The organism is Pseudophaeobacter flagellatus (genome assembly GCF_021228235.1).
In the GTDB taxonomy this organism is placed as follows: Bacteria; Pseudomonadota; Alphaproteobacteria; order Rhodobacterales; family Rhodobacteraceae; genus Pseudophaeobacter; species Pseudophaeobacter flagellatus.
Genome location: NZ_JAJQRG010000010.1, coordinates 65,913 through 88,070 on the forward strand (window position 1 = coordinate 65,913; position 22,158 = coordinate 88,070).

The window sequence follows — 22,158 nt, forward strand, 5'->3', positions numbered from 1 at the left end:
CGCGCGCTTCCGCCCGTGTCAATCGCCCAACAATAGGCGCTGCAACTGATCCTTGGCCTCTTGCTCGATGCGGTCGCGGATCACCTCGTTCAGGTCCTGCTCTGGCGCAATCTCTGTTTCGAGCTCTTCACTCAGCTTTTCACGCAGGCGCTCCTTGGCTTCGGCTTCCACCTCGTCGATCTGCGGTTGCAGCGCGTTTTTCAGATCGGGGCGGATCTTGGGGTCGGCCCAGGGACCGGTGATCGAAACGGGAATTGTCAAACCATTGCCGCCATTCACCCCGGCAATCGTGGGCGAAAACAGATAGTCGATATCCCGCGTTCCCAGCCCGATCCGCCCGGCACCCTCGGCCCGCAACCCCTTGAGAGTTAGCAGAAGATCATCGTTTTGCAGGTTCCCCTGCGTGATGTCATAGCTGCCGGTCAACTGGTCAAACACCGTGCTACCGCCATTGCCCTTGCCAGACCGCATCAGCCCCTCAAGGTCAAATCCCGAAAAGAAGCCCTTGTTGACCTCTAGCCAGCCCTTTCCCGAGAGCGAGTGCATCAGCGCATCCACTGTGTTGCCAGAGGCAAGAAACTCCAGCTCCCCCAGGGCTTCGCCGTTCATCCGGTCATAACCTGCCACCTGGCTCAACGCCTTTTCCAACCGGATGCTGCTAAAACTCAGCTTGCCACCGGTCGAAAACCCATTGCGGTTATTGGCCACCACCTGCCCCTGCACCAGCCCATCAAACAGCGCTGCCGGTTGCAATTTCAGCACCCCGCGCGCCCGATCCAGGGTCAGCGACAGCTTGCTGGCACCCAACTCATAGCCAGCCGCCTTCAGGCTCTGGAAGCTCAGCACCGCCGTGCCATTGGCCAGCCCCAGCGCTGCGGCATCTATCGCCTCTTTTGACCAGCCCGCCGAGCTGGCCGCCGCCCCACCGGATGGCGCGCCGGATCCCCCCCCGGGTGCAGCAGGCAAAAGCCCCGGCACCTGCAAATGCGTGCCGTTCAGCTGCGCGGTGAATTGCGGCACCTCTGCCAGGGTCAAGTCCAGCGCCCCTTGCAGCTGGTTGCCATCCAGATCCAACGCCATATCCCGCAGGGCCAGGCGGCCATCTATGGTATAGGTTGCATCCGCACCCAGGCTCAGCGCCTGGCCCAGCCCGCGTGGCAGGGTGATGCCAGCCTGGCCAAAGGCCGCGAGAAAGGCACTGGTATTTGTGGCCTTGGCGGTGACCCGCCCGGTTGCTGCCCCGGTCAGATCGGCCCGCCCGTCAAAGCGCAGCATACCGCCATCCGCCGAAACCGTGGCCCCGACCGAGGCAACATTGCCGCTCAGGAACGAGGCAAAGGTGCCGACCTCGGCCTGCACCCGCATGGGTGCGCCAAGGGGAAGGAAGTTCAGATCAACATTGACGGTGCCACTGGGGTCCGGCCAGTTCAAAACCAGATCCATAGCCGACAGTTCAATCGGCTTCCCCTGGTGCGGGCGATAGCGCACAGAGGCCCCGGCGAGGGTCAGCTTTTCGATGCTGACAGCCGGAATATCTGCCTGTTGTGTCTGCGGTTGCCCGCCACCGCCTGCAGAGGCTGCAGCGCCGCCGCCCTGCAACACCCAGTTGCCCAGGCCACCCTCTCGCTCGCTCAGGTTCAGATGCGGCAACAGCGCCGAAACCTCGGTGACGCGGACCCTGCCCAGCAAAAGATCAGAGGCCGAGATCCCAATCGACAGGCGTTCAGCAGTCAACATGGGCTCAGGCCCGGCCCAGTCCGCGTTGGACAGGGTGACCGCCTCGGATTTCACCCCGAGAATCGGCCAAATCGTAAAGCGCACATCACCGTGAAATGTCAGGCGCCGCCCCGTTTGGGCCTCGATCTGATCCGCCGCCAGACCTGCGACTTTCTCTCCCGGCAACATAAAGACCAGCGCCACCAGAACCATGACCGTCGCGACCAAAGCGCCCAATATCCGAAAAACCCACCGCATGCTCTGCTCCTGCCCCTTGATTTCAAACAGATTAGCGCAAGCCACAGCAGGTGCAATGCAGCAATGCAAGGCTTTTACGCCGCTTGCCTCGCCCTCTGGGGCCAATCAAGGCGCAAAGGCCGCAGAGACATCGCCGGGCCTGGATGCAAATCCTCCATTCCCAAAGGCGCCCGCCCGTACTATATGCGCAGCCATGACCAGCAATCCGCCAGAGCTTCGCCCCGACCTCGCCCCCAAAGCCATCCTGGGAGAGCCCGCCCGCGCGGGCCAGCCCACCCTTGGCATGGTCTCTCTTGGCTGCCCCAAGGCCCTGGTCGACAGTGAACGGATTCTCACCCGGCTGCGTGCCGAAGGCTATGGCATCTCGCCAGACTATGCCGGTGCCGACGCGGTGATCGTCAATACCTGCGGTTTTCTCGACAGTGCCAAGGCCGAAAGCCTGGAAGCAATTGGCGAAGCGCTGAAGGAAAACGGCAAGGTCATCGTGACCGGCTGTCTGGGGGCTGAACCCGATTACATCCGCGAGCATCACCCACGTATTCTGGCCGTCACCGGCCCGCATCAATACGAACAGGTGCTGGATGCGGTACATGCCGCTGTGCCGGCCGACCCCAACCCCTTTATCGATCTGCTGCCTGCTACCGGCGTGCAGCTGACGCCCCGCCACTTCAGTTATCTGAAGATTTCAGAGGGCTGCAACCACAAGTGCAAATTTTGCATCATCCCCGATATGCGCGGCAAGCTGGCCTCGCGTCCCGCCCATGCGGTGCTGCGCGAGGCAGACAAGCTGGTCAAAGCCGGCGTGCGCGAACTCCTGGTGATCAGCCAGGATACTTCGGCCTATGGGCTGGACCGCAAATACGACGTGAACCCGTGGAACGGCGAAGAAGTCCGCAGCCACATCCTGGATCTATCGCGCGAACTGGGCAAGCTGGCCCCGGCGGATGAACTGTGGATCCGGCTGCACTATGTCTATCCCTATCCGCATGTGCGCGACCTGATCCCGCTGATGGCCGACCCGGACAATGCCTTGCTGCCCTATATGGATATCCCGTTTCAGCATTCCCACCCGGATGTGCTGAAACGCATGGCGCGCCCCGCCCATACCGCAAAAACCCTGACCGAAATCGCCGCCTGGCGCGCGATCTGCCCCGATATCACCCTGCGCTCGACATTTATCGTGGGCTACCCCGGTGAAACCGAGGCCGAGTTCCAGCATCTTCTGGACTGGATGGATGAGGCGCAGCTGGATCGGGTTGGTTGCTTTAAATACGAAAACGTCGCGGGTGCGCGCTCGAACGCGCTGCCCGATCATGTGGGCGAAGACGTCAAGCAAGAGCGCTGGGAACGCTTCATGGCAAAGGCGCAGGCCATTTCCGAGGCCAAACTACAGGCCAAGGTCGGCCAGATCTGCCAAGTGATTGTTGACGACATCGACGAAGACGGCATCGCCACGTGTCGCACCAAGGCAGACGCGCCGGAAATAGACGGCAACCTGTTCATCGACGAGGGCACCGATGGGCTGTCGGTCGGCGATCTGGTGACGGTCGAGGTGGACGAGGCTGGCGAATATGACCTTTGGGGGTGCATCCGGGGATAGATCTGCTCTGGCAGCGAGTTTTCGGGATGCAGGGACGCTGACCTGTTTGATACAGATCTGCCAGTCTGTCATGGATTGCCGCCGCTAGGGGGATCCTTCGCGCAGGTGCAACAGGCGCGCAGCGTTGCAGCACTGGCCCAATGGCAGACCCGCAGGTACCGCGCCCCCGGCCCGTTCCTGCGCGTCCAGCCACCTTTTGCAGCCCTCTGGCCCATCGCATCCACAACAAGAGGTGATCATCTCAGCCCAGTCTTCGGCGCTGATCTCGCCCCGGTGAAAGGCTTCGGTCAGATCCACGCCCAGGGCCTTCGCCATCCGGGCCAATAGTTGCAGATGCTGCATTGGCTCCCCAAGAGGGTGCATGTCAAAGCTCCTTTACTGTGGCGAGTGGCGGTGATCAGGCCAACCCGAGCGGATCAGGCGACTGCCTCTTTCAGGAAGCCCAGCAGATCACGGTTGCGGCAATAGTCGGGTGCGACAGCAAGCCCATTTGCCCCCCGCGCGAGCTGTGCCGCGCAGTGCCCTGGATGGGCACAGCGGCCGCACCGCAGTACCGCCTCGCAGATCTCGTCAAACTGCAGCCGCCCGGAAATGGCCTCTTCCTGAAGATCCAGCCCAAGGGCCTGCCCCATGTCATCAAACAGGGCCGCATGTCGCGTGAGTGTTGGAAGGTCAGACATGGTTTTTCCCCCTTCTATCGTTGCTGGAAAACAACCTAGCAGCAGAGGGCACGCTTACTTTGATGCAGATCAACGCCAGACCAGGCCGCCCCAGAAAGCACGCCACAGGGAGCAGAGGCGGCCCAAAGGCCACTTATTCCGCGCGGTGTTCCAGATAGGCGCGTACCGCATCCTGCACCCGGCGGAACCGATCGCCACCCAGCTTCTTACCGCCGTACCAGCGTGTCACGATGATGACATGTTCGCGCAGCTCTGCGCGTTCCAGCATCCGCAGGATCACCATGCCCGCGCCGCTTTCGCCATCATCCGCCTTTAGCCCGCCAGTCGGCAACAGGGCCGCCCAGGTGTTATGGGTTGCCTTGGCGTAGCTGCGATCCTCTTTCAGGCTGGCAAGCACCTGATCGACCTGCGCGCGCGATGTCACAGGCGCGCCCGTCACCGCATAGCGCGAGCCACGATCCGTCAAAACCACCCCCAGCTGGGTCAGCGGTATGGTAGAGGTGTCAGTCGAGGTCATCAGGGGCCGTCCGTTTTGCACTGTGAAGGCTCAGTTCAGGCCATAGCGTTGAATGGTCTGCTGCACCACGCGCACCCTATCGGGATTGGCGGGATGGCTGCCCAAAAAGCGATCCCCCGGATCGGGCAGACGATAAAAGAACTGGACGCCAACACTGGGGCGATACCCGGCTTTATAGGTGATCAGCGTGCCCAGTTCATCGGCCTCCAGCTCAAAATTCTTTGAGTAGCTGCGCGCGCCAACACTGGCCCCGATGTCCTGAGCCGCCGACACATCTGCCGCCGTGGCCCCGGCCAGGCTTGCCAGGCCCGCCAGCAAAACGGCACCGGCAACGGCATTTTGCTGCTGGCGCGCCAGATGGCCACGGATGTGATGCGCCGCCTCATGCGACATGACAAAGGCCAGTTCATCCCGGTTGGCGATCTGCCCCAGCATTGACTGGGTAAAGGTGATCACCGGCCGCCCGGATTTATCAAGGCTTTGATAGGCGTTTGGCGGCGCATTCGGGTTCGGCTCTATCCGGATCAGGAAATCGCAGTTCACCCCCTTGGACAATTCGCGGCAGCTGCGTTCGGCCACCGGTTCCACGCTGCGGCTGACCGTGGCAAAGGCCTGCTGCGACTGCGCAGGGGCCATGCCTGCAACCTGCGGAGCCACCGAACCCCCACCCCCCGCTGAACCGGGAGGGGGCGCATCGATGTCAATGCCGCAGCCCGCCAGAAATGAAAAAGTGACGGCAAGAGCCAGTTTGGAAATTGGACGGCGCATATCGGGTTCCCTGCTGCTACCATGGATCATAAGCCGCATTGAGCCTGGGGTACAATCACAGTTCGCGGCATTGTCCCCACCGGCCCAACCAGGGGACGCTTTTGGCAGCCCCGCTATGGCCTTGCAAGTCTTTGGAAATCGGGGCACCCTATGAGCCATGTTTAGTATCGAACATGACTTTGACTGCACCACCGTCACCCTGCTGGATGAAGGCGCAACACCGCTGCAAGAAGACATTACACTCAATGCCTTTGCCGAATGTGTGACGATTGAACAGCTGGATGCTCGCACCGATCAAGTGCAAAAGATCACCCTCTCTTATACCCAGGTGCGAGACCTTGCAGCCGCCCTGGACCTGCCCGAAGGCATCTATCGCCTGGTGACGGACAAGCCCTAGACGCAAAGACAGATTCGATCTGGTCTAGAGCTTATCGCATTCATTTTCAGTCACGCACCAAGCTCTACTCATCTGATTTCGCATGTTTTAGTTGCGCAATATGCTTTAGCGCGGCTCTGCGCCGATATAGACAAAGACCTTGCTACGGGAGGTGGCGCCCCGGCGCAGTTCCAGGTTGGAGCTGGCCGTGCCCATGGCGCGAGCCAAGAGCTGGCGCACCGCCTCGGTGGCCTTGCCATTTTCTGGCGCGGCCGTCACCGTAACCTTGATCAGGCCATCCGCCAGGGTCAGGGCGTTTCTTGCCGCCTTTGGCACCACCTTCACGGCAATCAGCCCATCCCTGACCGCAAGATGCGACAGATCCGGCAGGTCTTTCTTCTTTGGCTTTCCCATGGTCAAGGGATGCCTGCAAAGACGCGCCATGACCAGATATTTTTTCCTCTCTCCAAGGCTGCAGTCGCATCCTCTTGGCGGGCTGGGCAGAAACTGCGCTCCCCTCCTCTTGAATTTCCGCCTATAGATGCCGAAATTACGCCCATTGATGTAAAAAGGCTTTACATATGACCCAACCCAATGCTCCCGCCCTGCAATTCCTGTTGTCGCGGCGCTCTCGCCCGGCAAAGACACTGATCGCCCCCGCCCCCAGCCGCGCAGAACTGGCACCGCTGTTGCAGGCTGCGGCCCGTAGCCCCGACCATGGCAAGCTAGAGCCCTGGCGATTTGTGGTGATTGAAAAGGCGGCTATGGCGCGTCTGGCCGATCTGACCAGCCAGGTCGGCGCCCGTTTGGGCAAATCACCAGAGGACATTGCCAAGGGCCGTAGCCAATTCGAACTGGGCCATCTGGCCGTGGCGGTGATCGAGGTGCAGAAAGACAGCGCGAAAATTCCAGCGATCGAGCAAAGCTACAGCGCTGGGGCGGTCTGCCTGGCGCTGTTGAATGCAGCTTTGGCGGCGGGCTGGGGGGCCAATTGGCTGTCAGGTTGGGCCAGCCATGACCGCCAGTTCTGCGAGGAAGGCTTTAACCTCGCCAGAAACGAACGCATCGCCGGGATCATCCATATCGCCACCCAGGGCGCCATCCCGCCAGAACGCCCCCGCCCGGATATCGCAGAGCTGACCACCTGGATGTCGTCATGATCTTGGATGCGTTTTTCAGAACTCTGGGCCAAATCGGCGACCCACGGTTTCGCCGGGTTCTGTTCCTCGGGGTCGGACTAACACTGGCGCTACTGGTTGGCGCCACCCTCGGGTTTCTGGGGCTGGTGCAATGGCTGACCGCGTCCAGCGTTAGCCTGCCATTGATTGGACCCGTCACCTGGCTGGATGATGTGTTTTCCATCGGCTCGGTCATTTTGATGATGTTTTTATCGGTCTTCCTGATGGTGCCCGTGGCCTCGGCCATTACCTCTTTGTTTCTGGACGAGGTGGCGCAGGCGGTGGAAGACCGCCATTTCCCCCACCTGCCAGAGGCCGCAGCTATTCCCATCTGGGAGGCGGTCAAGGACACGATGAATTTTCTAGGAATCCTGATCGGGGCCAATATCCTGGCGCTGATCCTCTATGTTATGTTCCCACCCGCCGCGCCTTTTATCTTTTGGGCCCTGAACGGTTTCTTGCTGGGGCGGGAATATTTCACCCTGGCCGCCAGCCGCCGTGTCGGCCCGGTTGAGGCCCGGAAGATGTGCCGCAGGTATCGGGGAACAATTTGGGGAGCTGGCATCCTGATGGCCATGCCGCTGTCGATCCCACTGGTCAATCTGGTGATCCCGATCCTGGGCGCGGCCACCTTTACCCACCTGTTTCACGCCCTGTGGCGCCAGGGCTGAAACGCCACCGCGCCAAAGCAAACACCCCAAAAAATGACCCGGCAGCCACATAGCATGTGGTGCCGGGTCTGCCGTTTGTCTGGTTACTGGTTTGTCGAATTCCAGCGTTTCCAGTTCATCTTGGCTTAAACAGGATCTGGCAGGCGATCAAACCAGTCAAAATCATTGACGCTGATCGCCCCGGACAAAATGATGCCCGCAATCAGCATCCACAACAGGCAGGAAACGCCAGTGGTGATCAGCGCCTTCTGTTTGAGATAGTGATTTTCGGGCGCGCCCGCATGGGTGCCCGGTGCGATCACCCCCTTGTCGCCCTGTGTTTCAATGCGGATCGGGATGATGACCAGAAAGGTCATGAACCAGATCACCGCGAACAGAACCAAACCGGATGTAATCGCCATTGTGCATCTTCCTTGCGTGCATGCTGCCCCTCAGTCAGAGCAGAACCTACCTAATGTCAAACCTGTTCAAGTTCTACCAGGCAGCCATTGAAATCTTTGGGGTGCAGGAACAAAACCGGCTTGCCATGGGCGCCGATCTTCGGCTCTCCGCCGCCCAGCACCCGTGCGCCTTCGGCCAGAAGGTGATCGCGCGCGGCCAGGATATCGTCGACTTCATAGCAGATGTGATGAATGCCCCCAGCCGGATTCTTTTCCAGAAAGCCGCTGATAGGAGAGTTTTCGCCCAGCGGATACAGAAGTTCGATCTTGGTGTTTGGCAGTTCGATAAAGACCACCGTCACCCTGTGATCGGGTTCGTCCTGTGGCGCGCCGACCTTGGCGCCAAGCGTGCTGCGATACTGCGCCGATGCGGCCTCTAGGTCGGGAACGGCAATGGCGACGTGATTCAGGCGTCCAATCATGATCTGGCTTCTCCTTGGCGATGCTTTTCTGCTGCCATATGCACAAGTGCCGCCAGCCTGTGCAAGTGCGCCAATGCGCCCAGGTTGCCATATCACGCAGGGTTCCACCGCACCTGTGTACCATCCCTGCCCGCCAAACTACGCCCTGCCCCGCTCTCTGCGCCATGGCCGGGCACTGTTAACTTTGAATTAGCCTAAAATTTATAGCGTAAGCCTGTGTCTCGCGGAAGGAGTATGAGTAATGGACGATTCGGAACTGTTTGCTGCCGCCCAAAGATTGCCGAATGCCCGCCGCCCATTGTTGGGGTTGACCATTCTGGTTGTTGAAGACAGTCGCTATGCCTGCGAGGCACTGCGATTGCTCTGCCTGCGCAGTGGTGCCCGTATTCGACGTGCCGATTGTCTGAAATCTGCCCGCCGTCACCTACAGGTCTACCGCCCTTCAGTGGTGATCACAGATGTTGGCCTGCCAGATGGCTCTGGCCTGGATCTCATCAAAGAAATGGACGCAGCGCGCCCAAGGGTGCGGGTTGTCCTCGCCATTTCCGGCGATGAAGGCGTCGAAGAGGCCACGCTCAAGGCTGGTGCCGATGGCTTCATCGCCAAGCCGATCACCTCGCTCGCGAACTTTCAAAATGCCATTCTATCGCGCCTTCCCTCTGACCACCAACCAAGCGGTCCACGTCAGGTCAGCGATGAAACCATAGAGCCAGATCCCCTTGCATTTATGGATGACATGGCCCATGCGGCGGACCTGTTGACCCACAGGAACGAAGAAAAAACACTGGATTATCTGGCACAGTTTATCGGCGGCGTTGCCCGCAGCGCTGGCGATGCCCCCTTGGCCAAGGCCGCAGAAGACTTGGCTCGCGCCCGGTCGGAAGGCCGCCCTGGTGCCGGCGATGCCGCGCTGATGGCCGGACTGGTGCAGAAACGACTGGAACAAAAGATCGCCATCTAATAATGCTGGAAATTCTTGTCATTAGCCTGGCAACCCTTGCAATTATTTTCTACCTGCAAGCGCGACATTCTGCCCGGGCCATCCGCCGAAACCGTGCTCGGGCAACCGATAGCGTACAATCCTTGTTGATCCACCCCACGAAACGCTAGAACATATGGCGCAACACCGGGGACCAGTTTTGCGCATCTGAAACATGCGACACCACATAAAGCAATGCCGTGTCCACAAACCGTTTTGGGTTAAATAGCTCTGGGAACACGATGGCTTGCCAATCGGGCCCCTACACATGGTGATGCAGCTCGGTGAAACACTCCTTGCGGGTAAGACACCATGTCCCACAACGGCACGCGAGGAAACATTCCGGAGATCGGCTTCACGGACAAGTTTACCGTTGACGCAGACCTAAAAAATGAGAACGATTAAAGAACATTATCACCGATCGTAGATCCTACTGGAGACCCGAAATGCTGAAATACATTTACCCTGACGGATCACACTGCTACCGGGCAATACATACTGCTCATGCGGTTTTTCGGGATTCAGGCGGTAAGTTGATCGCCAGAGCCGAGAAGGCCGACCGCTCGGGTATGTATGAGTTTGAGATAAAGGGTTTTGAGATTCTTGGACCAGGAACATTCTACGACTGAAGAGGGAACAAAGCGATCATTTAGCGTAAAACCCTGGCATCACTCACCTGCACTACGAAATGACGGTCTGGCCTGGTATCGCTTTTTGCGCACTCTCATATTGTTCGAAAAACCTCAACTGGATCACGCTTCAATGACCGCGCAATGAACCAGCAAATATAGCCTTCGAGATACTTGCTGGCGGGGCCGCGGAAAGGCCGAATAAAAGTCTTGTAGAGTTGGTGGAGCGAGTTTGTATTCTGGATGTGGTAAGCTGACGAGTTGCCGGTCGATACCTGTTTCGGTTTGATTTCAACGTGAGTGATCTGCCTGCTCGAAGTGAAGCTTTTGTAGCCTGAAAGGCCGTCAGAGCACAGGACGGCATCTGAGGCCACGAATGGCGCAAGCGCGGCCTCAATCGTTGTGTCGGTTCGGTTTGGAATGCGTTCGGCCCGACGGGCGCCGTTCCGATCTACCAGCGTCAGAATGGGCAGCTGCCAGCGCGACAGCCCTCGCATCATGGGAATACCCTTCTTGCCATACTCATACCAGCGCAGTCGCGGCGGCGCAGGGTGGCTTGCAGGATTGCGCAGATGCTTGACCCATTCACGCGATCCCTTTCGCGACTCCCGCTGAAAGGTTTCATCTACCTCGACGATACCTGCGAAGACTTCAGAAGATGATCCAGATAATCCATCGAGAATGATCATGCGCCAGCGCCAGATGGTGTATTTATTCACGCCCAAGGCATCGGCGAGGCGTCGAACCGGCGAAGGCGGTGCATCTCCCATCATGTCACGGAGAACTTCCAGGAAAAGATCAGGGCGGTGAATATAGCGAATGATCGAGGTTGTTCGCCCCGAGTAGGTTTTGAGGCAGCCAGAGCAGCGATATCGCTGGACCTTCGTTTTCGTTGTGCCCCATTTCTGGCGCCCCTCGCAGTCGCAAAACGGGCACTTGTGTTCTTGCTCTGTTCGTGTTTCGATTTCGGCAAGCGCTTCGGATCTCCTGCGAACCTCCTGAAAGGCGGTCCCAGCTACCGCTATTTGTGCAGGACTCAGGTGAGAAATTCGGTCCAGGAACCGGCGAAAATCGTGGTTTCTCATAGGCATCTCCGCAATGGTTTACGGAGGGATATTGGCCGAATGTGAAAACACGAAGGCTAACCAACACGATTTGTGGACACGGCATAAAGCAAAGCCAGTCATGTGAATGCACATGAAGACCACAGGCTGTAGCCTCGACTCCTCTCCTTAGGCTGCTGTCTTGTGCCGTCGCCGCTGGCGGGCTGCCTGACCAGCAGGGGACTGGATACTAAACCCCCGATTTTACCGAAGAAACCCGGGGTCCTGCCCCATTTTCAGCCCCGGAAACACTGTGGTTTCCAGATCCCTCTGGCCTGTCGCTGTCAGCCCTCGCATGATCCAGGCTGTGGCCTCGCGCACATCGCCCGTGGGCATCAGATCGCGGCGATTATACAGCGCCGCTTCATCCAGCCCTGGCCAGCGCCCATAGACTCGCCCCCCCCGGATTGCCCCCCCGGCAAGAAGCATCGCACCACCGGTGCCATGATCGGTGCCCCCGGTGCCGTTCTCGCGGACTGTGCGGCCAAATTCTGTCATGGCAACTACTGCGGTTTTGTCCCAAACAGTTGCGCCGACCTCTTGTTTTAGCGTCAAGATGCAATCGCTCAGCCGTGTCAGGGCAGGTTTCAGTGTTGCGTTCTGGCGGTTGTGCGTGTCCCAGCCATTCAGCGAAAAAGACGCAATCCGGGTGTCCCCGCGCAGCTGTTCCGCCGCAAAGCTGGCCAGCTTCACATGCGGCTTGCCGGGTGCCGGGCGTGGCATCTCCATAACGCCTGCCCCCATATCTGACATCATGTCGGCCGCTTCCTCTCCAACTACGGGCGCCGCCGCTGCCCCATCGCGTGACAGGGCCAGCGCTTCGGCCAAGGCCGCCGAAAACAGCGGATCTTGCTGCATCATCAGCCTTGCCAGTTGCTCAGCCTGCGGGCTGAGCGCCAGATCAGCATCCGGCGACCAGTCCGACACCGGCGCGGCCCCCTGCAAGAGCCGCAGATCGCCATTGCCAATCGCAAAGGCGGTGCGTGCCACCACCCCGGTTTGCACCTGCAACAGCCGGTTCAGCCAGCCATCGCGGCGCTCGCCCAGCCCAATAGTGCCGGCCTCAAGCAGATCCTGCCCGTCAAAGTGGCTGCGCCGATCGCGGTAAGGGGTGGAGACCGCCTGCACAAAGCCCAACTCTTGCTGCTGCCACAGGGGCATCAGCGGGGCCAGCGCCGGGTGCATCGCAAAAAAACCATCAAGATCAAGCCCGCCCGCCGCATCCATGCTCTTGGCCTGCAACAAGCCGGGGCGCAGCCCGGCAAAGCCGGGATCGCCGTAGGGCCGGAGCACATCCAGCCCATCCATGCCGCCGCGCAGGATGATCACCACCAGACGCCGATCCCAGGGCGCGGCGGCAAAGCTTACCGGGGTGATCAGCGGGCTGGCTGCCAATGAACAGCCCAACAGGCCACTACGGGCAAGAAATTTACGACGTGAGAGCGTCATCTACGATCTCCCTTTTGTGGCACCGGCCCCGTTTGGGCCTAGCGCCGTTGAAAACCTGGTGCACAGAGCACCAGACCAATGGCCTCGGCCCGGGTTTCGGCCGCCGATGCGACAAATCGCACCTGCGCATCAGCCCGCGCGCCCAGGCTTTGGCGGGCAAAGGTCTCTGGGTCAGGAAGGCTATCGAGCAGGCGGCTGGGGGCAGACATGGACCAGCGCATCCGCGCTGACAGACCCTGTGGGGTGATCCAAGCCTCATCTGCCTCATCCCAGCCATCCGGCCCGCTAGGTGCCTGCCAGTTCTGCCCCATGAGCTTCAGCGGCGCAAGAAAGCTCTGCCGGATGCGCTTGCCGCTTAGCCCTGCCAGCGCTTCGGGTGTCAGCGCCAGGGCGCGGCAACTGGAGGCGATGAAATCAAAGGGGGGTTTTACATTCTGCAGCCCCGGTTCCCAGGCCAGCGGATGGGTCAACAACCGTTCATACAGCGCGCCGAGATGACCGCCGCTGTTGCGGTAGGTGGCGGCGAGATCCGCCACCAGGGCCGGATCCGGGGCGTCGCGGGTGAAATGCACTGCCAGCTTCCAGGCAATGTGATCGGCGGTGGCGGGGTGGCGGGCCAGATCGCGCAGCCCCTGCAACACCGGCTTCAGCCCTGCGGTGTCGCCACCATAGCTCTGGCCCAGCACCTGCTCTGCGCCGGGTTCGGCCAGGGCCTTACGAAAAACAAAACCGGATTTGACACGATAGCTGAGCCCGGTGAACAGTTCCGCCAGCTGCCTCACATCCGCCTGACTATAGGGACCATTCACCCCCAGAGTGTGTAGCTCCAGCACCTCGCGCGCCAGGTTTTCATTCAATCCGCCACGCCCCCCCTGACGCCGCGACGCCGGGCTTTGCCCCCCCCGAGAGCGGGTCTGATCAAGGTAGTGCAACATCAAGGGGCTGGTGACGGCGGCAATGAGAAGATCTTCAAACCTGCCGGTAATATGAGGGCGAATTGCGCTTTCGACATAGCCATACCCCAGGGGCCGCATCGCCTGGCCTTTCCCCTGGGCCGTGAAATGATCTGCCCAGAACAGCGTCAGACGTTCACGCAGGCCATCCTGGGTGGTGATCTGGCGCAACAACAACTGGCGAAACCAGTGATCGCGCTGCCGCAAATGGCGGCGGCGATAGCGGCGAAAGGCCTCTTGGCTTTGCTCGCCCTCGGGCGTGCCCTGGCTGCGCCGGGCCGCTTTGCGCATCTGGCGAAACCCCTGCACAGCCGCCAGGCCCGCTGCGGCGTCCGCTATGGGAAAGTGCTGCGCCGCCAGATCCGGCCCCTGCAACTGCGACAGCATCTGCTCTGCCGAGCTTGGTGCAGGAATCCCTGGCGACAAGCCGCAGCCAAAGCGGATCGCTGCAAGTTCGGGATCATAGGACATCGTATTCTCTCGATATAGTTCAGTTTTGCAGCACAGAGCGCCGCGGTGCCTGTCAGAAGGTGGCCTCTCAGCCAGGGGGCCTGTCAGAAGGCTACCCCCGAATGGCTGGCTTTGCATCACTGCACGGTCTGCTGCGCATCTTCCCGCCCATGCGCGCATCGTTCCCAAGACCGATGGGATTGATGAGGGCTCTGCCGCGTTTGAATATAGGGGCTCTGCCCCCGCGCCCGGAGGGCGCTCCCCCGGGATATTTCAGGCCAAATGAAGCCGCGAAGCGCGCCCCCAGGCCAATGTTGCAGAGAGGCACCGGCAGGCCGAAGCAGAAACACCCGGAAGAAACCTCCCGGGTGTCGTCGTTTTACAGAGCGGCAAGAACCACCACGAGATGCGGCCTACTGGTCCTGGGGAATGACCCGCAGACCCAGTTCCATCAGCTGGTCAGACATTGGCTCGCTTGGGGCCGACATCATCAGATCTTCGGCGCGTTGGTTCATCGGGAACATGATGACCTCGCGGATATTTGCCTCATCCGCCAGGAGCATCACCATCCGGTCGATGCCGGCGGCACAGCCACCGTGCGGCGGGGCACCGTATTGGAAGGCATTGACCATGCCGCCAAAGCGTTTTTCGACCTCGTCTTTACCGTAGCCGGCGATTTCAAAGGCTTTGAACATGATTTCAGGGCGGTGGTTCCGGATCGCGCCCGAAACCAGCTCATAGCCGTTGCAGGCCAGGTCATATTGGTAGCCCAGCACCTCGAGAGGGTTGCCCTCCAATGCCTCCATTCCGCCCTGAGGCATCGAGAAGGGATTGTGCTCGAAATCGATCTTGCCGGTTTCTTCGTCCGCTTCGTAGATCGGGAAGTCGACAACCCAGGCAAAGGCAAAACGGTCCTTGTCGGTGAGGCCCAGCTCTTCGCCAATCACATTGCGGGCGCGGCCAGCAACGCCTTCAAAGGCTTTGGGTTTACCGCCGAGGAAGAAGGCAGCATCCCCCACGTCAAGACCCAGCTGCTGGCGGATCGCTTCGGTGCGCTCGGGCCCGATGTTCTTGGCCAGCGGGCCTGCAGCCTCGCTCCCCAGAGTGATCTCGCCGGATTTGACCAGCGCGTTGACCTCTTTGACCGTGATGCCGCGTTCCTGCGCGATCGAGTCGGGCGACTGTTTGCGCCAGAAGATATAGCCCATGCCGGGCAGGCCTTCTTTTTGCGCAAAGGCGTTCATGCGGTCGCAGAACTTGCGGCTGCCGCCTTTGGGCGCCGGGATGGCGCGCACTTCGGTGCCCTCTTGCTCCAGCAGTTTGGCAAAGATGGCAAAGCCGGAACCGGCAAAATGCTCAGACACCACCTGCATCTTGATCGGGTTGCGCAGGTCGGGCTTGTCCGAACCATACCACAGGGCCGCATCGCGGTAGGAGATTTGTGGCCAGTCTGTATCAACCTTGCGGCCGCCGCCAAACTCTTCGAACACGCCCTGCATCACCGGCTGGATGGTGTCAAAGACATCCTGTTGAGTGACAAAGGACATCTCGAGATCAAGCTGGTAGAAATCGGTGGGCGAGCGGTCGGCGCGCGGGTCTTCGTCGCGGAAACAGGGCGCAATCTGGAAGTATTTGTCAAAGCCCGAGACCATCATCAGCTGTTTGAACTGCTGCGGTGCCTGCGGCAGGGCGTAGAACTTGCCCGGGTGCAGTCGCGAGGGCACCAGGAAGTCACGCGCCCCTTCGGGGGAGGAGGCGGTGATGATGGGGGTTTGGTATTCGTTGAACCCGTTGTTCCACATGCGCTTGCGGATTGACTGCACCATGTTGGAGCGCAGCAGCATGTTCTGTTGCATCTTCTCGCGGCGCAGGTCGAGGTAGCGATAGCGCAGACGGGTTTCCTCGGGGTATTCCTGCTCGCCAAAGACCATAAGCGGCAACTCTTCCGCCTTGCCCAGGACTTCGATGTCGCGAATAAAAACCTCGACCTCACCGGTGGGAAGCTTGTCGTTAACCAGGCTTGCGTCGCGCGCCAGCACGTTGCCATCAATACGGATGCACCATTCGGAGCGCACCTTTTCGATCTCGGCAAAGACGGGGCTGTCAGGATCGGCCATCACCTGGGTGATGCCATAGTGGTCACGCAGGTCGATGAACAGCAACCCGCCGTGGTCGCGGACACGGTGGACCCAGCCGGAGAGGCGGACGGTGTCGCCCACGTTGGATTTGTTCAGTTCGGCGCAGGTATGGCTGCGATAGGCATGCATGGCGTGACCTTTCGGTATGCGGGTCTAGTCTTCGGGCGGGCCGTCATTCGGGATATGCGCGTTGGCGCTGGGAATTCGGCGCAAAATTCGTCTGGGCCGATACACAGGGTTGCGGCGCGCTTGTCAAGCAAAGCGCGACGTTTTCGCCGCAATCTGGAGATATACTGTCTCCGCCGTGCTGGTTACCCCGCCAGGTGGGGGCTGCCATCGGGCGCTGGACCCAGCGCCAAGACCACCCGACTGCATCCAGGATCACGGAGACGGCGCGACCGCACCGGGAAAGGCCGCCGGGATCTCCCCCCGCAAGGAATTGCCCACGGTGACATTTTGCGCATCCCGCAAATCCCGGAGCGTGACCACCTGCTCTGACACCTGCTTGGCCTCCAGCAGCTGCTGTCGCAGCACCCCGGGTAGCAAGCCAGATGACAGAGGCGGCGTTACCCGGAGACCAGAGCGCAGTGTCACAAAGACATTCGTGATCGTGCCTTCGCAGAGTTCATCCCTTTCATTGAGAAACAGCATCTCATCCACCCCGGCAGGCAGAGAGTTGCGCACCGTATCATAGATCCGACGATGGGTGGTCTTGTGCAGCAGCCAGGCATCATCGGATCGGACCCTTTGTTTTGCCAGCGCAACAACCCAGGACTGAGGCGCGGGTGGCAGCGGAACCGTGCTCAGCTCTACCGCGCCAGTTGCCGCCAAGGTGAGACGGCAGCGCAGGTCCTCTTCTGCCTGCAGCGCTTGCAAAGGTGCCATCTGGGTCCTTCGGTCAAAGGGAATGCCAAACACCTGGGCTGATCGCTCCAGCCGGTGCAGGTGGTGCTGTAGCCCCCTGATCCCGCAGCCGGCCCTGTAGCCAAAGGTTTCGATCAGGCGGAAATCGGCACCCTGGGCGATGGCGTCAGCTGGGCAAAACGGGCTTTCCATAGGGCTTCCTCATATTCCGACTGGGCAGTGCTGTCCCAGACAACGCCGCCGCCAACGTTCAGGGTGGCGCGCCCCTCTTCGACCATCAAGGTGCGAATGGCCACGTTGAATTCAGAGGCACCATCCGGGGCCATCCAGCCAATGCTGCCACAGTAGATATCACGCGCCCAGGGTTCCAGATCGGACAGGATTTCCATCGCCCGGATTTTTGGCGCACCGGTGATGGAGCCGCAGGGAAACAGCGCCTGAAATATCTGCCCCAGCCCAATCCCCGGACGCAGCTGCGCCTGCACGGTTGAGACCATCTGATGCACCGTGGCATAGCTCTCTACCGCGAACAGTTCCGGCACCGTGACCGACCCCAGCTCGGCAATGCGCGAGATATCATTGCGCAGCAGATCGACGATCATCAGGTTCTCGGCGCGATTCTTTGCGTCCTGCTGCAAGAAGGCCCGCGCCTGTGCGTCCTCGACCGGATCGGCACAGCGCGGTTGCGTGCCTTTCATCGGCCGCGTTTCGATCCGGCCTGCCGCATCGGTACGAAAGAACAGCTCGGGCGAGCGCGACAGCAGATCCGGCAGCCCCTCTTGCAGCACCAAGGCACCGTGACCGACCTGCTGGCGCGCCGCAAGGGCCGCGTAGAGATCGCTGGAATGGCCCGCAACACCCGCATCAATTGGAAAGGTCAGATTGGCCTGGTAGATATCGCCTGCCCCAATGGCGCGGTTCACTTTGCTATAGGCAGCGCCATAGCGTTCAAAGTTCCAGCGCGGGTGCAGCTCGCTCAGGCCTGCGGTGACACTTTGAACCTTGTGGCGCAGATGCGGCGGTTGTTTCGCGCGCGAAACGCGGGTCGGTGGGTCATAGACACCAAAACACAGCAACGGCAGACGCCGGTTCGACGGTAGACGCGCCACAAGGCTTGGCTCCAGCGCATAGCCGAGTTCATAGCTTGCATAGCCCGCCAGCCAATGGCCCTGGCGGCCCGTTGCCTCCAGATCTGCCAGCGCCTTTGGAACCTCGGCGACAGAATCAGCCCGGATCATGCGCAGGGGCGCGGTAAACAGCATCTCTTGCCCCCCAGCTGCCTGCAGACGCGGACCCTGATCAAAACGAATTTGCACGCCGCAGCCCCCGAATTCAGCCAAATCTCTTGCTGTCGCTTATATCTGTACGCTATGCGAACAAAAGCAATAAAAGCGGCAATTCGATGCGCAACGCCGATCCCCCTTGCACCTTTTTGCGCTACCCCTATAACGCAGGACAATTTGGGCGCTTGGGGCTGCCCGACTCGCCTAACGATCTCTGACCGACCTGAGCAAACCGCTTGGGCCTGCCGCTCGCACATAACGAAGGAAGCTTACCCATGCCAAAAAGAACCGACATCCAGTCGATCATGATCATTGGTGCGGGGCCCATTATTATTGGGCAGGCCTGCGAATTCGACTATTCCGGTGCCCAGGCCTGCAAGGCCCTGAAGGAAGAAGGCTACCGGGTTATCCTGGTCAATTCCAACCCCGCGACCATCATGACCGACCCCGGCCTGGCGGATGCTACCTATATCGAACCGATCACCCCCGAAGTAGTTGCAAAGATTATCGAAAAAGAGCGCCCCGACGCGCTGCTGCCCACCATGGGCGGCCAGACGGGGCTCAACACCTCACTGGCGCTCGAAGAAATGGGCGTGCTGGCGGAATTTGGCGTCGAGATGATTGGTGCCACCCGCGAAGCCATCGAGATGGCCGAGGACCGCAAACTGTTCCGCGACGCGATGGATCGTCTGGGCATTGAAAACCCCCGCGCCACCATCGTCACCGCGCCAAAGCTGGAAGACGGCAAGGCTGACCTGAATGAAGGTGTGCGTATCGCGTTGGAAACGCTCGAAGATATCGGGTTGCCAGCGATCATCCGGCCTGCCTTTACCATGGGCGGCACCGGCGGTGGTGTTGCCTATAACCGGGAAGACTACGAGCACTTCTGCCGCACCGGCATGGATGCCTCGCCGGTCAATCAGATCCTGGTCGACGAGAGCCTGCTGGGCTGGAAAGAATTTGAGATGGAGGTGGTCCGTGACAAGGCGGATAACGCCATCATCGTCTGCGCCATTGAAAACATCGACCCCATGGGCGTGCACACCGGCGATTCGATCACCGTGGCCCCGGCGCTGACGCTGACCGACAAAGAATACCAGATCATGCGGACCCATTCGATCAACGTGCTTCGCGAGATCGGCGTCGAAACTGGCGGCTCCAACGTGCAATGGGCGGTGAACCCTGCCGATGGCCGTATGGTGGTCATCGAGATGAACCCGCGGGTGTCGCGTTCTTCGGCGCTGGCCTCCAAGGCCACCGGCTTCCCGATTGCCAAAATCGCCGCCAAGCTGGCTGTGGGCTACACGCTGGACGAGCTGGACAACGACATCACCAAGGTCACACCGGCCTCGTTTGAGCCTTCGATCGACTATGTGGTCACCAAGATCCCCAAATTCGCCTTTGAGAAATTCCCCGGTTCCGAACCCTATCTGACCACCGCGATGAAATCCGTGGGCGAAGCCATGTCGATTGGCCGCACCATCCACGAATCGATGCAAAAGGCGCTGGCCTCGATGGAATCGGGTCTCACCGGCTTTGATGAGATCGAAATCCCTGGTCTGACCATCGGCACTTGGGACATCGCCACCGAGAGTGCCACCGACAAGGCCGCGGTGATCAAGGCGATCAGCCAGCAGACCCCGGACCGGCTGCGCACCATCGCCCAGGCGATGCGTCATGGCCTCAGCAACGATGAGATCCACGGTGTCACAAAATTTGACCCCTGGTTCCTGGCCCGCATCCGCGAGATCGTCGAAGCCGAAGCAGAGATCCGCACCAACGGCCTGCCAAACGATGAGAAGGCGCTGCGCCACCTCAAGATGCTTGGCTTTACCGATGCCCGTCTGGCCAACCTGACCAAAGCGAGCGAAAAATCCGTGCGCGATACGCGGATTGCCAAAGGCGTGACTGCCGTGTTCAAGCGCATCGACACCTGCGCCGCCGAATTTGAGGCCCAGACCCCCTATATGTATTCCACATATGAGGCCCCGATGATGGGTGACGTGGAATGTGAGGCACGGCCCTCGGATCGCAAGAAGGTTGTCATCCTGGGCGGTGGTCCCAACCGTATCGGTCAGGGCATCGAGTTTGACTACTGCTGCTGTCACGCCTGCTATGCGCTGACGGATGCGGGCTATGAAACCATCATGATCAACTGCAATCCGGAAACAGTTTCGACCGACTATGACACCTCTGACCGGCTGTACTTTGAACCGCTGACCTTTGAACACGTGATGGAAATCCTGCGGGTCGAGCAGGAAAACGGCACCCTGCACGGAGTCATCGTACAGTTCGGCGGTCAGACCCCGCTGAAACTGGCCAACGCGCTGCAGGACGAGGGCATTCCGATCCTGGGCACCACCCCAGACGCCATTGATCTGGCCGAGGACCGCGAGCGGTTCCAGGAGCTGGTCAACAATCTGGGGCTGAAGCAGCCGCATAACGGCATTGCCTCAACGGATGAGCAAGCCCTGGAAATCGCAGAAAAAATTGGCTTCCCGCTGGTGATCCGCCCTTCCTACGTGCTGGGTGGCCGGGCGATGGAGATCGTCCGCGATATGGATCAGCTGCGCCGCTACATCGCTGAGGCCGTGGTGGTTTCAGGCGACAGCCCGGTGCTGCTGGACAGCTACCTGTCTGGCGCGGTTGAACTGGACGTGGATGCGATCTGCGACGGCACCGACGTGCATGTGGCAGGCATCATGCAGCACATCGAAGAGGCCGGTGTGCACTCGGGCGACAGTGCCTGTTCGCTGCCCCCCTACTCCCTGTCCAAGGATCTGATCGAAGAGATCAAGACCCAGACCTATGCGCTGGCCAAGGCGCTGAATGTTGTGGGCCTGATGAATATCCAGTTTGCCATCAAGGACGATGAGATCTTCCTCATTGAGGTAAACCCCCGCGCCAGCCGTACCGTGCCCTTTGTAGCCAAGGCCACCGACAGCGCCATTGCTTCCATTGCGGCGCGCGTCATGGCGGGCGAAAAGCTCACCGCCTTCCCGCACCGTGGCCCCTACAAGCCCGATGCCGGCTATGATGTGGACACGCCAATGGCGGATCCGATGACCCTGGCCGATCCCGATATGCCCTGGTTCTCGGTGAAAGAAGCGGTGCTGCCCTTTGCCCGTTTCCCCGGCGTTGACACCATTCTGGGGCCAGAGATGCGCTCTACTGGTGAAGTCATGGGCTGGGACCGCGACTTCCCACGTGCCTTCCTCAAGGCGCAGATGGGAGCCGGCATGGTGCTGCCATCTGAGGGTCGTGCCTTTATCTCGATCAAGGACGCCGACAAGGGCGCACCGATGCTCGAGGCCGCCAATGTGTTGATCGAGCAAGGCTTTACCCTGATGGCCACCAGTGGCACCCATAAATGGCTCGATGGTCACGGCGTCGCCTGCGAGCTGGTCAACAAGGTCTATGAGGGCCGTCCGCATGTGGTGGACCTGCTGAAAGATGGCCATGTGCAGCTGTTGATGAACACCACCGAGGGGGCGCAGGCTGTAGAAGACAGCAAGGAAATGCGCTCGGTGGCGCTCTATGACAAGATCCCCTATTTCACCACCGCTGCCGCCTCCAACGCTGCAGCCCTGGCCATCAAGGCCCAGGCCGAAGGGGATGTGGAAGTGAAAAGCCTGCAAGGCTGATCCCCTCCACCTCGCCAGACACAAATGAAATCCCCGGCTC

General features: G+C 60.3%; 20 protein-coding genes. 6 read left to right on the plus strand and 14 right to left on the minus strand.

Annotation, left to right across the window (positions count from 1 at the left end; genetic code table 11):
* Positions 1-18: 18 nt before the first annotated feature.
* Positions 19-1,974, minus strand: coding sequence for an AsmA family protein (locus LRK71_RS16935; protein ID WP_232405122.1), 1,956 nt, complete (start codon positions 1,972-1,974; stop codon positions 19-21).
* Between the two features lie 193 nt (positions 1,975-2,167).
* Between LRK71_RS16935 and rimO the strand changes: the two genes are divergently transcribed.
* Complete coding sequence (rimO, locus tag LRK71_RS16940; RefSeq protein WP_232405123.1) at positions 2,168-3,574, plus strand: 30S ribosomal protein S12 methylthiotransferase RimO; 1,407 nt, start codon at positions 2,168-2,170, stop codon at positions 3,572-3,574.
* Between the two features lie 84 nt (positions 3,575-3,658).
* On the opposite strand, the gene LRK71_RS16945 is transcribed toward rimO, so the two are convergent.
* The 4 genes from LRK71_RS16945 to LRK71_RS16960 all read right to left on the minus strand — a co-directional run bounded on the left by LRK71_RS16945 (position 3,659) and on the right by LRK71_RS16960 (position 5,539).
* Entirely contained in the window at positions 3,659-3,937 is a 279-nt protein-coding gene (locus LRK71_RS16945; RefSeq protein ID WP_232405124.1) for a DUF6455 family protein, read from the minus strand.
* A gap of 53 nt (positions 3,938-3,990) precedes the next feature.
* The gene (locus tag LRK71_RS16950; RefSeq protein WP_232405129.1) at positions 3,991-4,254 is read right to left on the minus strand and encodes a DUF6455 family protein; all 264 of its coding nucleotides are present in this window, start codon (positions 4,252-4,254) and stop codon (positions 3,991-3,993) included.
* 133 nt (positions 4,255-4,387) lie between these two features.
* Positions 4,388-4,771: a YigZ family protein gene (locus LRK71_RS16955; protein WP_232405130.1), complete on the minus strand. Its 384-nt coding sequence runs from the start codon at positions 4,769-4,771 to the stop codon at positions 4,388-4,390.
* Between the two features lie 30 nt (positions 4,772-4,801).
* Entirely contained in the window at positions 4,802-5,539 is a 738-nt protein-coding gene (locus LRK71_RS16960; protein ID WP_232405134.1) for a M48 family metalloprotease, read from the minus strand.
* A gap of 157 nt (positions 5,540-5,696) precedes the next feature.
* On the opposite strand from LRK71_RS16960, the gene LRK71_RS16965 reads away from it, so the two are divergent.
* Positions 5,697-5,936 carry a DUF8831 family protein gene (locus LRK71_RS16965; protein ID WP_232405135.1) on the plus strand — a complete coding sequence of 80 codons (240 nt, stop codon included), beginning with the start codon at positions 5,697-5,699 and terminating at the stop codon, positions 5,934-5,936.
* 105 nt (positions 5,937-6,041) lie between these two features.
* Here the strand turns inward: LRK71_RS16965 and LRK71_RS16970 are convergent, their stop codons facing one another.
* The gene (locus tag LRK71_RS16970) at positions 6,042-6,329 is read right to left on the minus strand and encodes a DUF167 domain-containing protein (RefSeq protein WP_232405136.1); all 288 of its coding nucleotides are present in this window, start codon (positions 6,327-6,329) and stop codon (positions 6,042-6,044) included.
* Positions 6,330-6,496: 167 nt separating this feature from the next.
* Between LRK71_RS16970 and LRK71_RS16975 the strand changes: the two genes are divergently transcribed.
* Both LRK71_RS16975 and LRK71_RS16980 read left to right on the plus strand, forming a co-directional pair.
* Positions 6,497-7,075: a nitroreductase family protein gene (locus tag LRK71_RS16975; protein WP_232405138.1), complete on the plus strand. Its 579-nt coding sequence runs from the start codon at positions 6,497-6,499 to the stop codon at positions 7,073-7,075.
* The gene (locus LRK71_RS16980) at positions 7,072-7,764 is read left to right on the plus strand and encodes an EI24 domain-containing protein (protein ID WP_232405140.1); all 693 of its coding nucleotides are present in this window, start codon (positions 7,072-7,074) and stop codon (positions 7,762-7,764) included. Before LRK71_RS16975 ends, LRK71_RS16980 begins: the two co-directional genes overlap by 4 nt.
* 125 nt (positions 7,765-7,889) lie before the next feature.
* On the opposite strand, the gene LRK71_RS16985 is transcribed toward LRK71_RS16980, so the two are convergent.
* Entirely contained in the window at positions 7,890-8,165 is a 276-nt protein-coding gene (locus tag LRK71_RS16985; protein WP_232405141.1) for a DUF1467 family protein, read from the minus strand.
* A 56-nt stretch (positions 8,166-8,221) separates the two neighbouring features.
* Positions 8,222-8,626 carry a methylmalonyl-CoA epimerase gene (gene mce, locus LRK71_RS16990; RefSeq protein ID WP_232405142.1) on the minus strand — a complete coding sequence of 135 codons (405 nt, stop codon included), beginning with the start codon at positions 8,624-8,626 and terminating at the stop codon, positions 8,222-8,224.
* A gap of 241 nt (positions 8,627-8,867) precedes the next feature.
* Between mce and LRK71_RS16995 the strand changes: the two genes are divergently transcribed.
* Positions 8,868-9,587 (plus strand): response regulator, encoded by a 720-nt coding sequence (locus LRK71_RS16995; RefSeq protein ID WP_232405143.1) that lies wholly within the window; start codon positions 8,868-8,870, stop codon positions 9,585-9,587.
* A gap of 742 nt (positions 9,588-10,329) precedes the next feature.
* On the opposite strand, the gene LRK71_RS17000 is transcribed toward LRK71_RS16995, so the two are convergent.
* The 6 genes from LRK71_RS17000 to LRK71_RS17025 all read right to left on the minus strand — a co-directional run bounded on the left by LRK71_RS17000 (position 10,330) and on the right by LRK71_RS17025 (position 18,507).
* Entirely contained in the window at positions 10,330-11,319 is a 990-nt protein-coding gene (locus LRK71_RS17000) for an IS1595 family transposase (RefSeq protein WP_232405144.1), read from the minus strand.
* Between the two features lie 222 nt (positions 11,320-11,541).
* Entirely contained in the window at positions 11,542-12,786 is a 1,245-nt protein-coding gene (locus LRK71_RS17005) for a DUF1501 domain-containing protein (protein ID WP_232405145.1), read from the minus strand.
* A gap of 38 nt (positions 12,787-12,824) precedes the next feature.
* On the minus strand, positions 12,825-14,210 hold the full coding sequence (locus LRK71_RS17010) for a DUF1800 domain-containing protein (RefSeq protein WP_232405146.1): 1,386 nt from the start codon (positions 14,208-14,210) through the stop codon (positions 12,825-12,827).
* 392 nt (positions 14,211-14,602) lie between these two features.
* Positions 14,603-16,456 carry an aspartate--tRNA ligase gene (gene aspS / locus LRK71_RS17015; protein ID WP_232405148.1) on the minus strand — a complete coding sequence of 618 codons (1,854 nt, stop codon included), beginning with the start codon at positions 16,454-16,456 and terminating at the stop codon, positions 14,603-14,605.
* A gap of 252 nt (positions 16,457-16,708) precedes the next feature.
* Positions 16,709-17,383, minus strand: coding sequence for an aminotransferase class IV family protein (locus LRK71_RS17020; RefSeq protein ID WP_232405149.1), 675 nt, complete (start codon positions 17,381-17,383; stop codon positions 16,709-16,711).
* Complete coding sequence (locus LRK71_RS17025; protein WP_232405150.1) at positions 17,326-18,507, minus strand: aminodeoxychorismate synthase component I; 1,182 nt, start codon at positions 18,505-18,507, stop codon at positions 17,326-17,328. Before LRK71_RS17025 ends, LRK71_RS17020 begins: the two co-directional genes overlap by 58 nt.
* Before the next feature lie 242 nt (positions 18,508-18,749).
* Between LRK71_RS17025 and carB the strand changes: the two genes are divergently transcribed.
* Complete coding sequence (carB, locus tag LRK71_RS17030; protein ID WP_232405152.1) at positions 18,750-22,118, plus strand: carbamoyl-phosphate synthase large subunit; 3,369 nt, start codon at positions 18,750-18,752, stop codon at positions 22,116-22,118.
* Positions 22,119-22,158 lie beyond the last annotated feature (40 nt).

Excerpts from the sequence above, each read along its gene's own strand:
- LRK71_RS16960 (WP_232405134.1), bottom strand. The coding sequence starts at position 5,539 with ATGCGCCGTCCAATTTCCAAACTGGCTCTTGCCGTCACTTTTTCATTT.
- LRK71_RS16955 (WP_232405130.1), bottom strand. The coding sequence starts at position 4,771 with ATGACCTCGACTGACACCTCTACCATACCGCTGACCCAGCTGGGGGTG.
- LRK71_RS16945 (WP_232405124.1), bottom strand. The coding sequence starts at position 3,937 with ATGCACCCTCTTGGGGAGCCAATGCAGCATCTGCAACTATTGGCCCGG.
- LRK71_RS16965 (WP_232405135.1), top strand. The coding sequence starts at position 5,697 with ATGTTTAGTATCGAACATGACTTTGACTGCACCACCGTCACCCTGCTG.
- LRK71_RS16935 (WP_232405122.1), bottom strand. The coding sequence starts at position 1,974 with ATGCGGTGGGTTTTTCGGATATTGGGCGCTTTGGTCGCGACGGTCATG.
- LRK71_RS17005 (WP_232405145.1), bottom strand. The coding sequence starts at position 12,786 with ATGACGCTCTCACGTCGTAAATTTCTTGCCCGTAGTGGCCTGTTGGGC.
- LRK71_RS16980 (WP_232405140.1), top strand. The coding sequence starts at position 7,072 with ATGATCTTGGATGCGTTTTTCAGAACTCTGGGCCAAATCGGCGACCCA.
- LRK71_RS17010 (WP_232405146.1), bottom strand. The coding sequence starts at position 14,210 with ATGTCCTATGATCCCGAACTTGCAGCGATCCGCTTTGGCTGCGGCTTG.
- LRK71_RS16995 (WP_232405143.1), top strand. The coding sequence starts at position 8,868 with ATGGACGATTCGGAACTGTTTGCTGCCGCCCAAAGATTGCCGAATGCC.
- LRK71_RS17020 (WP_232405149.1), bottom strand. The coding sequence starts at position 17,383 with ATGGAAAGCCCGTTTTGCCCAGCTGACGCCATCGCCCAGGGTGCCGAT.
- aspS (WP_232405148.1), bottom strand. The coding sequence starts at position 16,456 with ATGCATGCCTATCGCAGCCATACCTGCGCCGAACTGAACAAATCCAAC.
- LRK71_RS16985 (WP_232405141.1), bottom strand. The coding sequence starts at position 8,165 with ATGGCGATTACATCCGGTTTGGTTCTGTTCGCGGTGATCTGGTTCATG.
- carB (WP_232405152.1), top strand. The coding sequence starts at position 18,750 with ATGCCAAAAAGAACCGACATCCAGTCGATCATGATCATTGGTGCGGGG.
- LRK71_RS16970 (WP_232405136.1), bottom strand. The coding sequence starts at position 6,329 with ATGGGAAAGCCAAAGAAGAAAGACCTGCCGGATCTGTCGCATCTTGCG.
- LRK71_RS17000 (WP_232405144.1), bottom strand. The coding sequence starts at position 11,319 with ATGAGAAACCACGATTTTCGCCGGTTCCTGGACCGAATTTCTCACCTG.
- LRK71_RS16975 (WP_232405138.1), top strand. The coding sequence starts at position 6,497 with ATGACCCAACCCAATGCTCCCGCCCTGCAATTCCTGTTGTCGCGGCGC.
- LRK71_RS16950 (WP_232405129.1), bottom strand. The coding sequence starts at position 4,254 with ATGTCTGACCTTCCAACACTCACGCGACATGCGGCCCTGTTTGATGAC.
- mce (WP_232405142.1), bottom strand. The coding sequence starts at position 8,626 with ATGATTGGACGCCTGAATCACGTCGCCATTGCCGTTCCCGACCTAGAG.
- rimO (WP_232405123.1), top strand. The coding sequence starts at position 2,168 with ATGACCAGCAATCCGCCAGAGCTTCGCCCCGACCTCGCCCCCAAAGCC.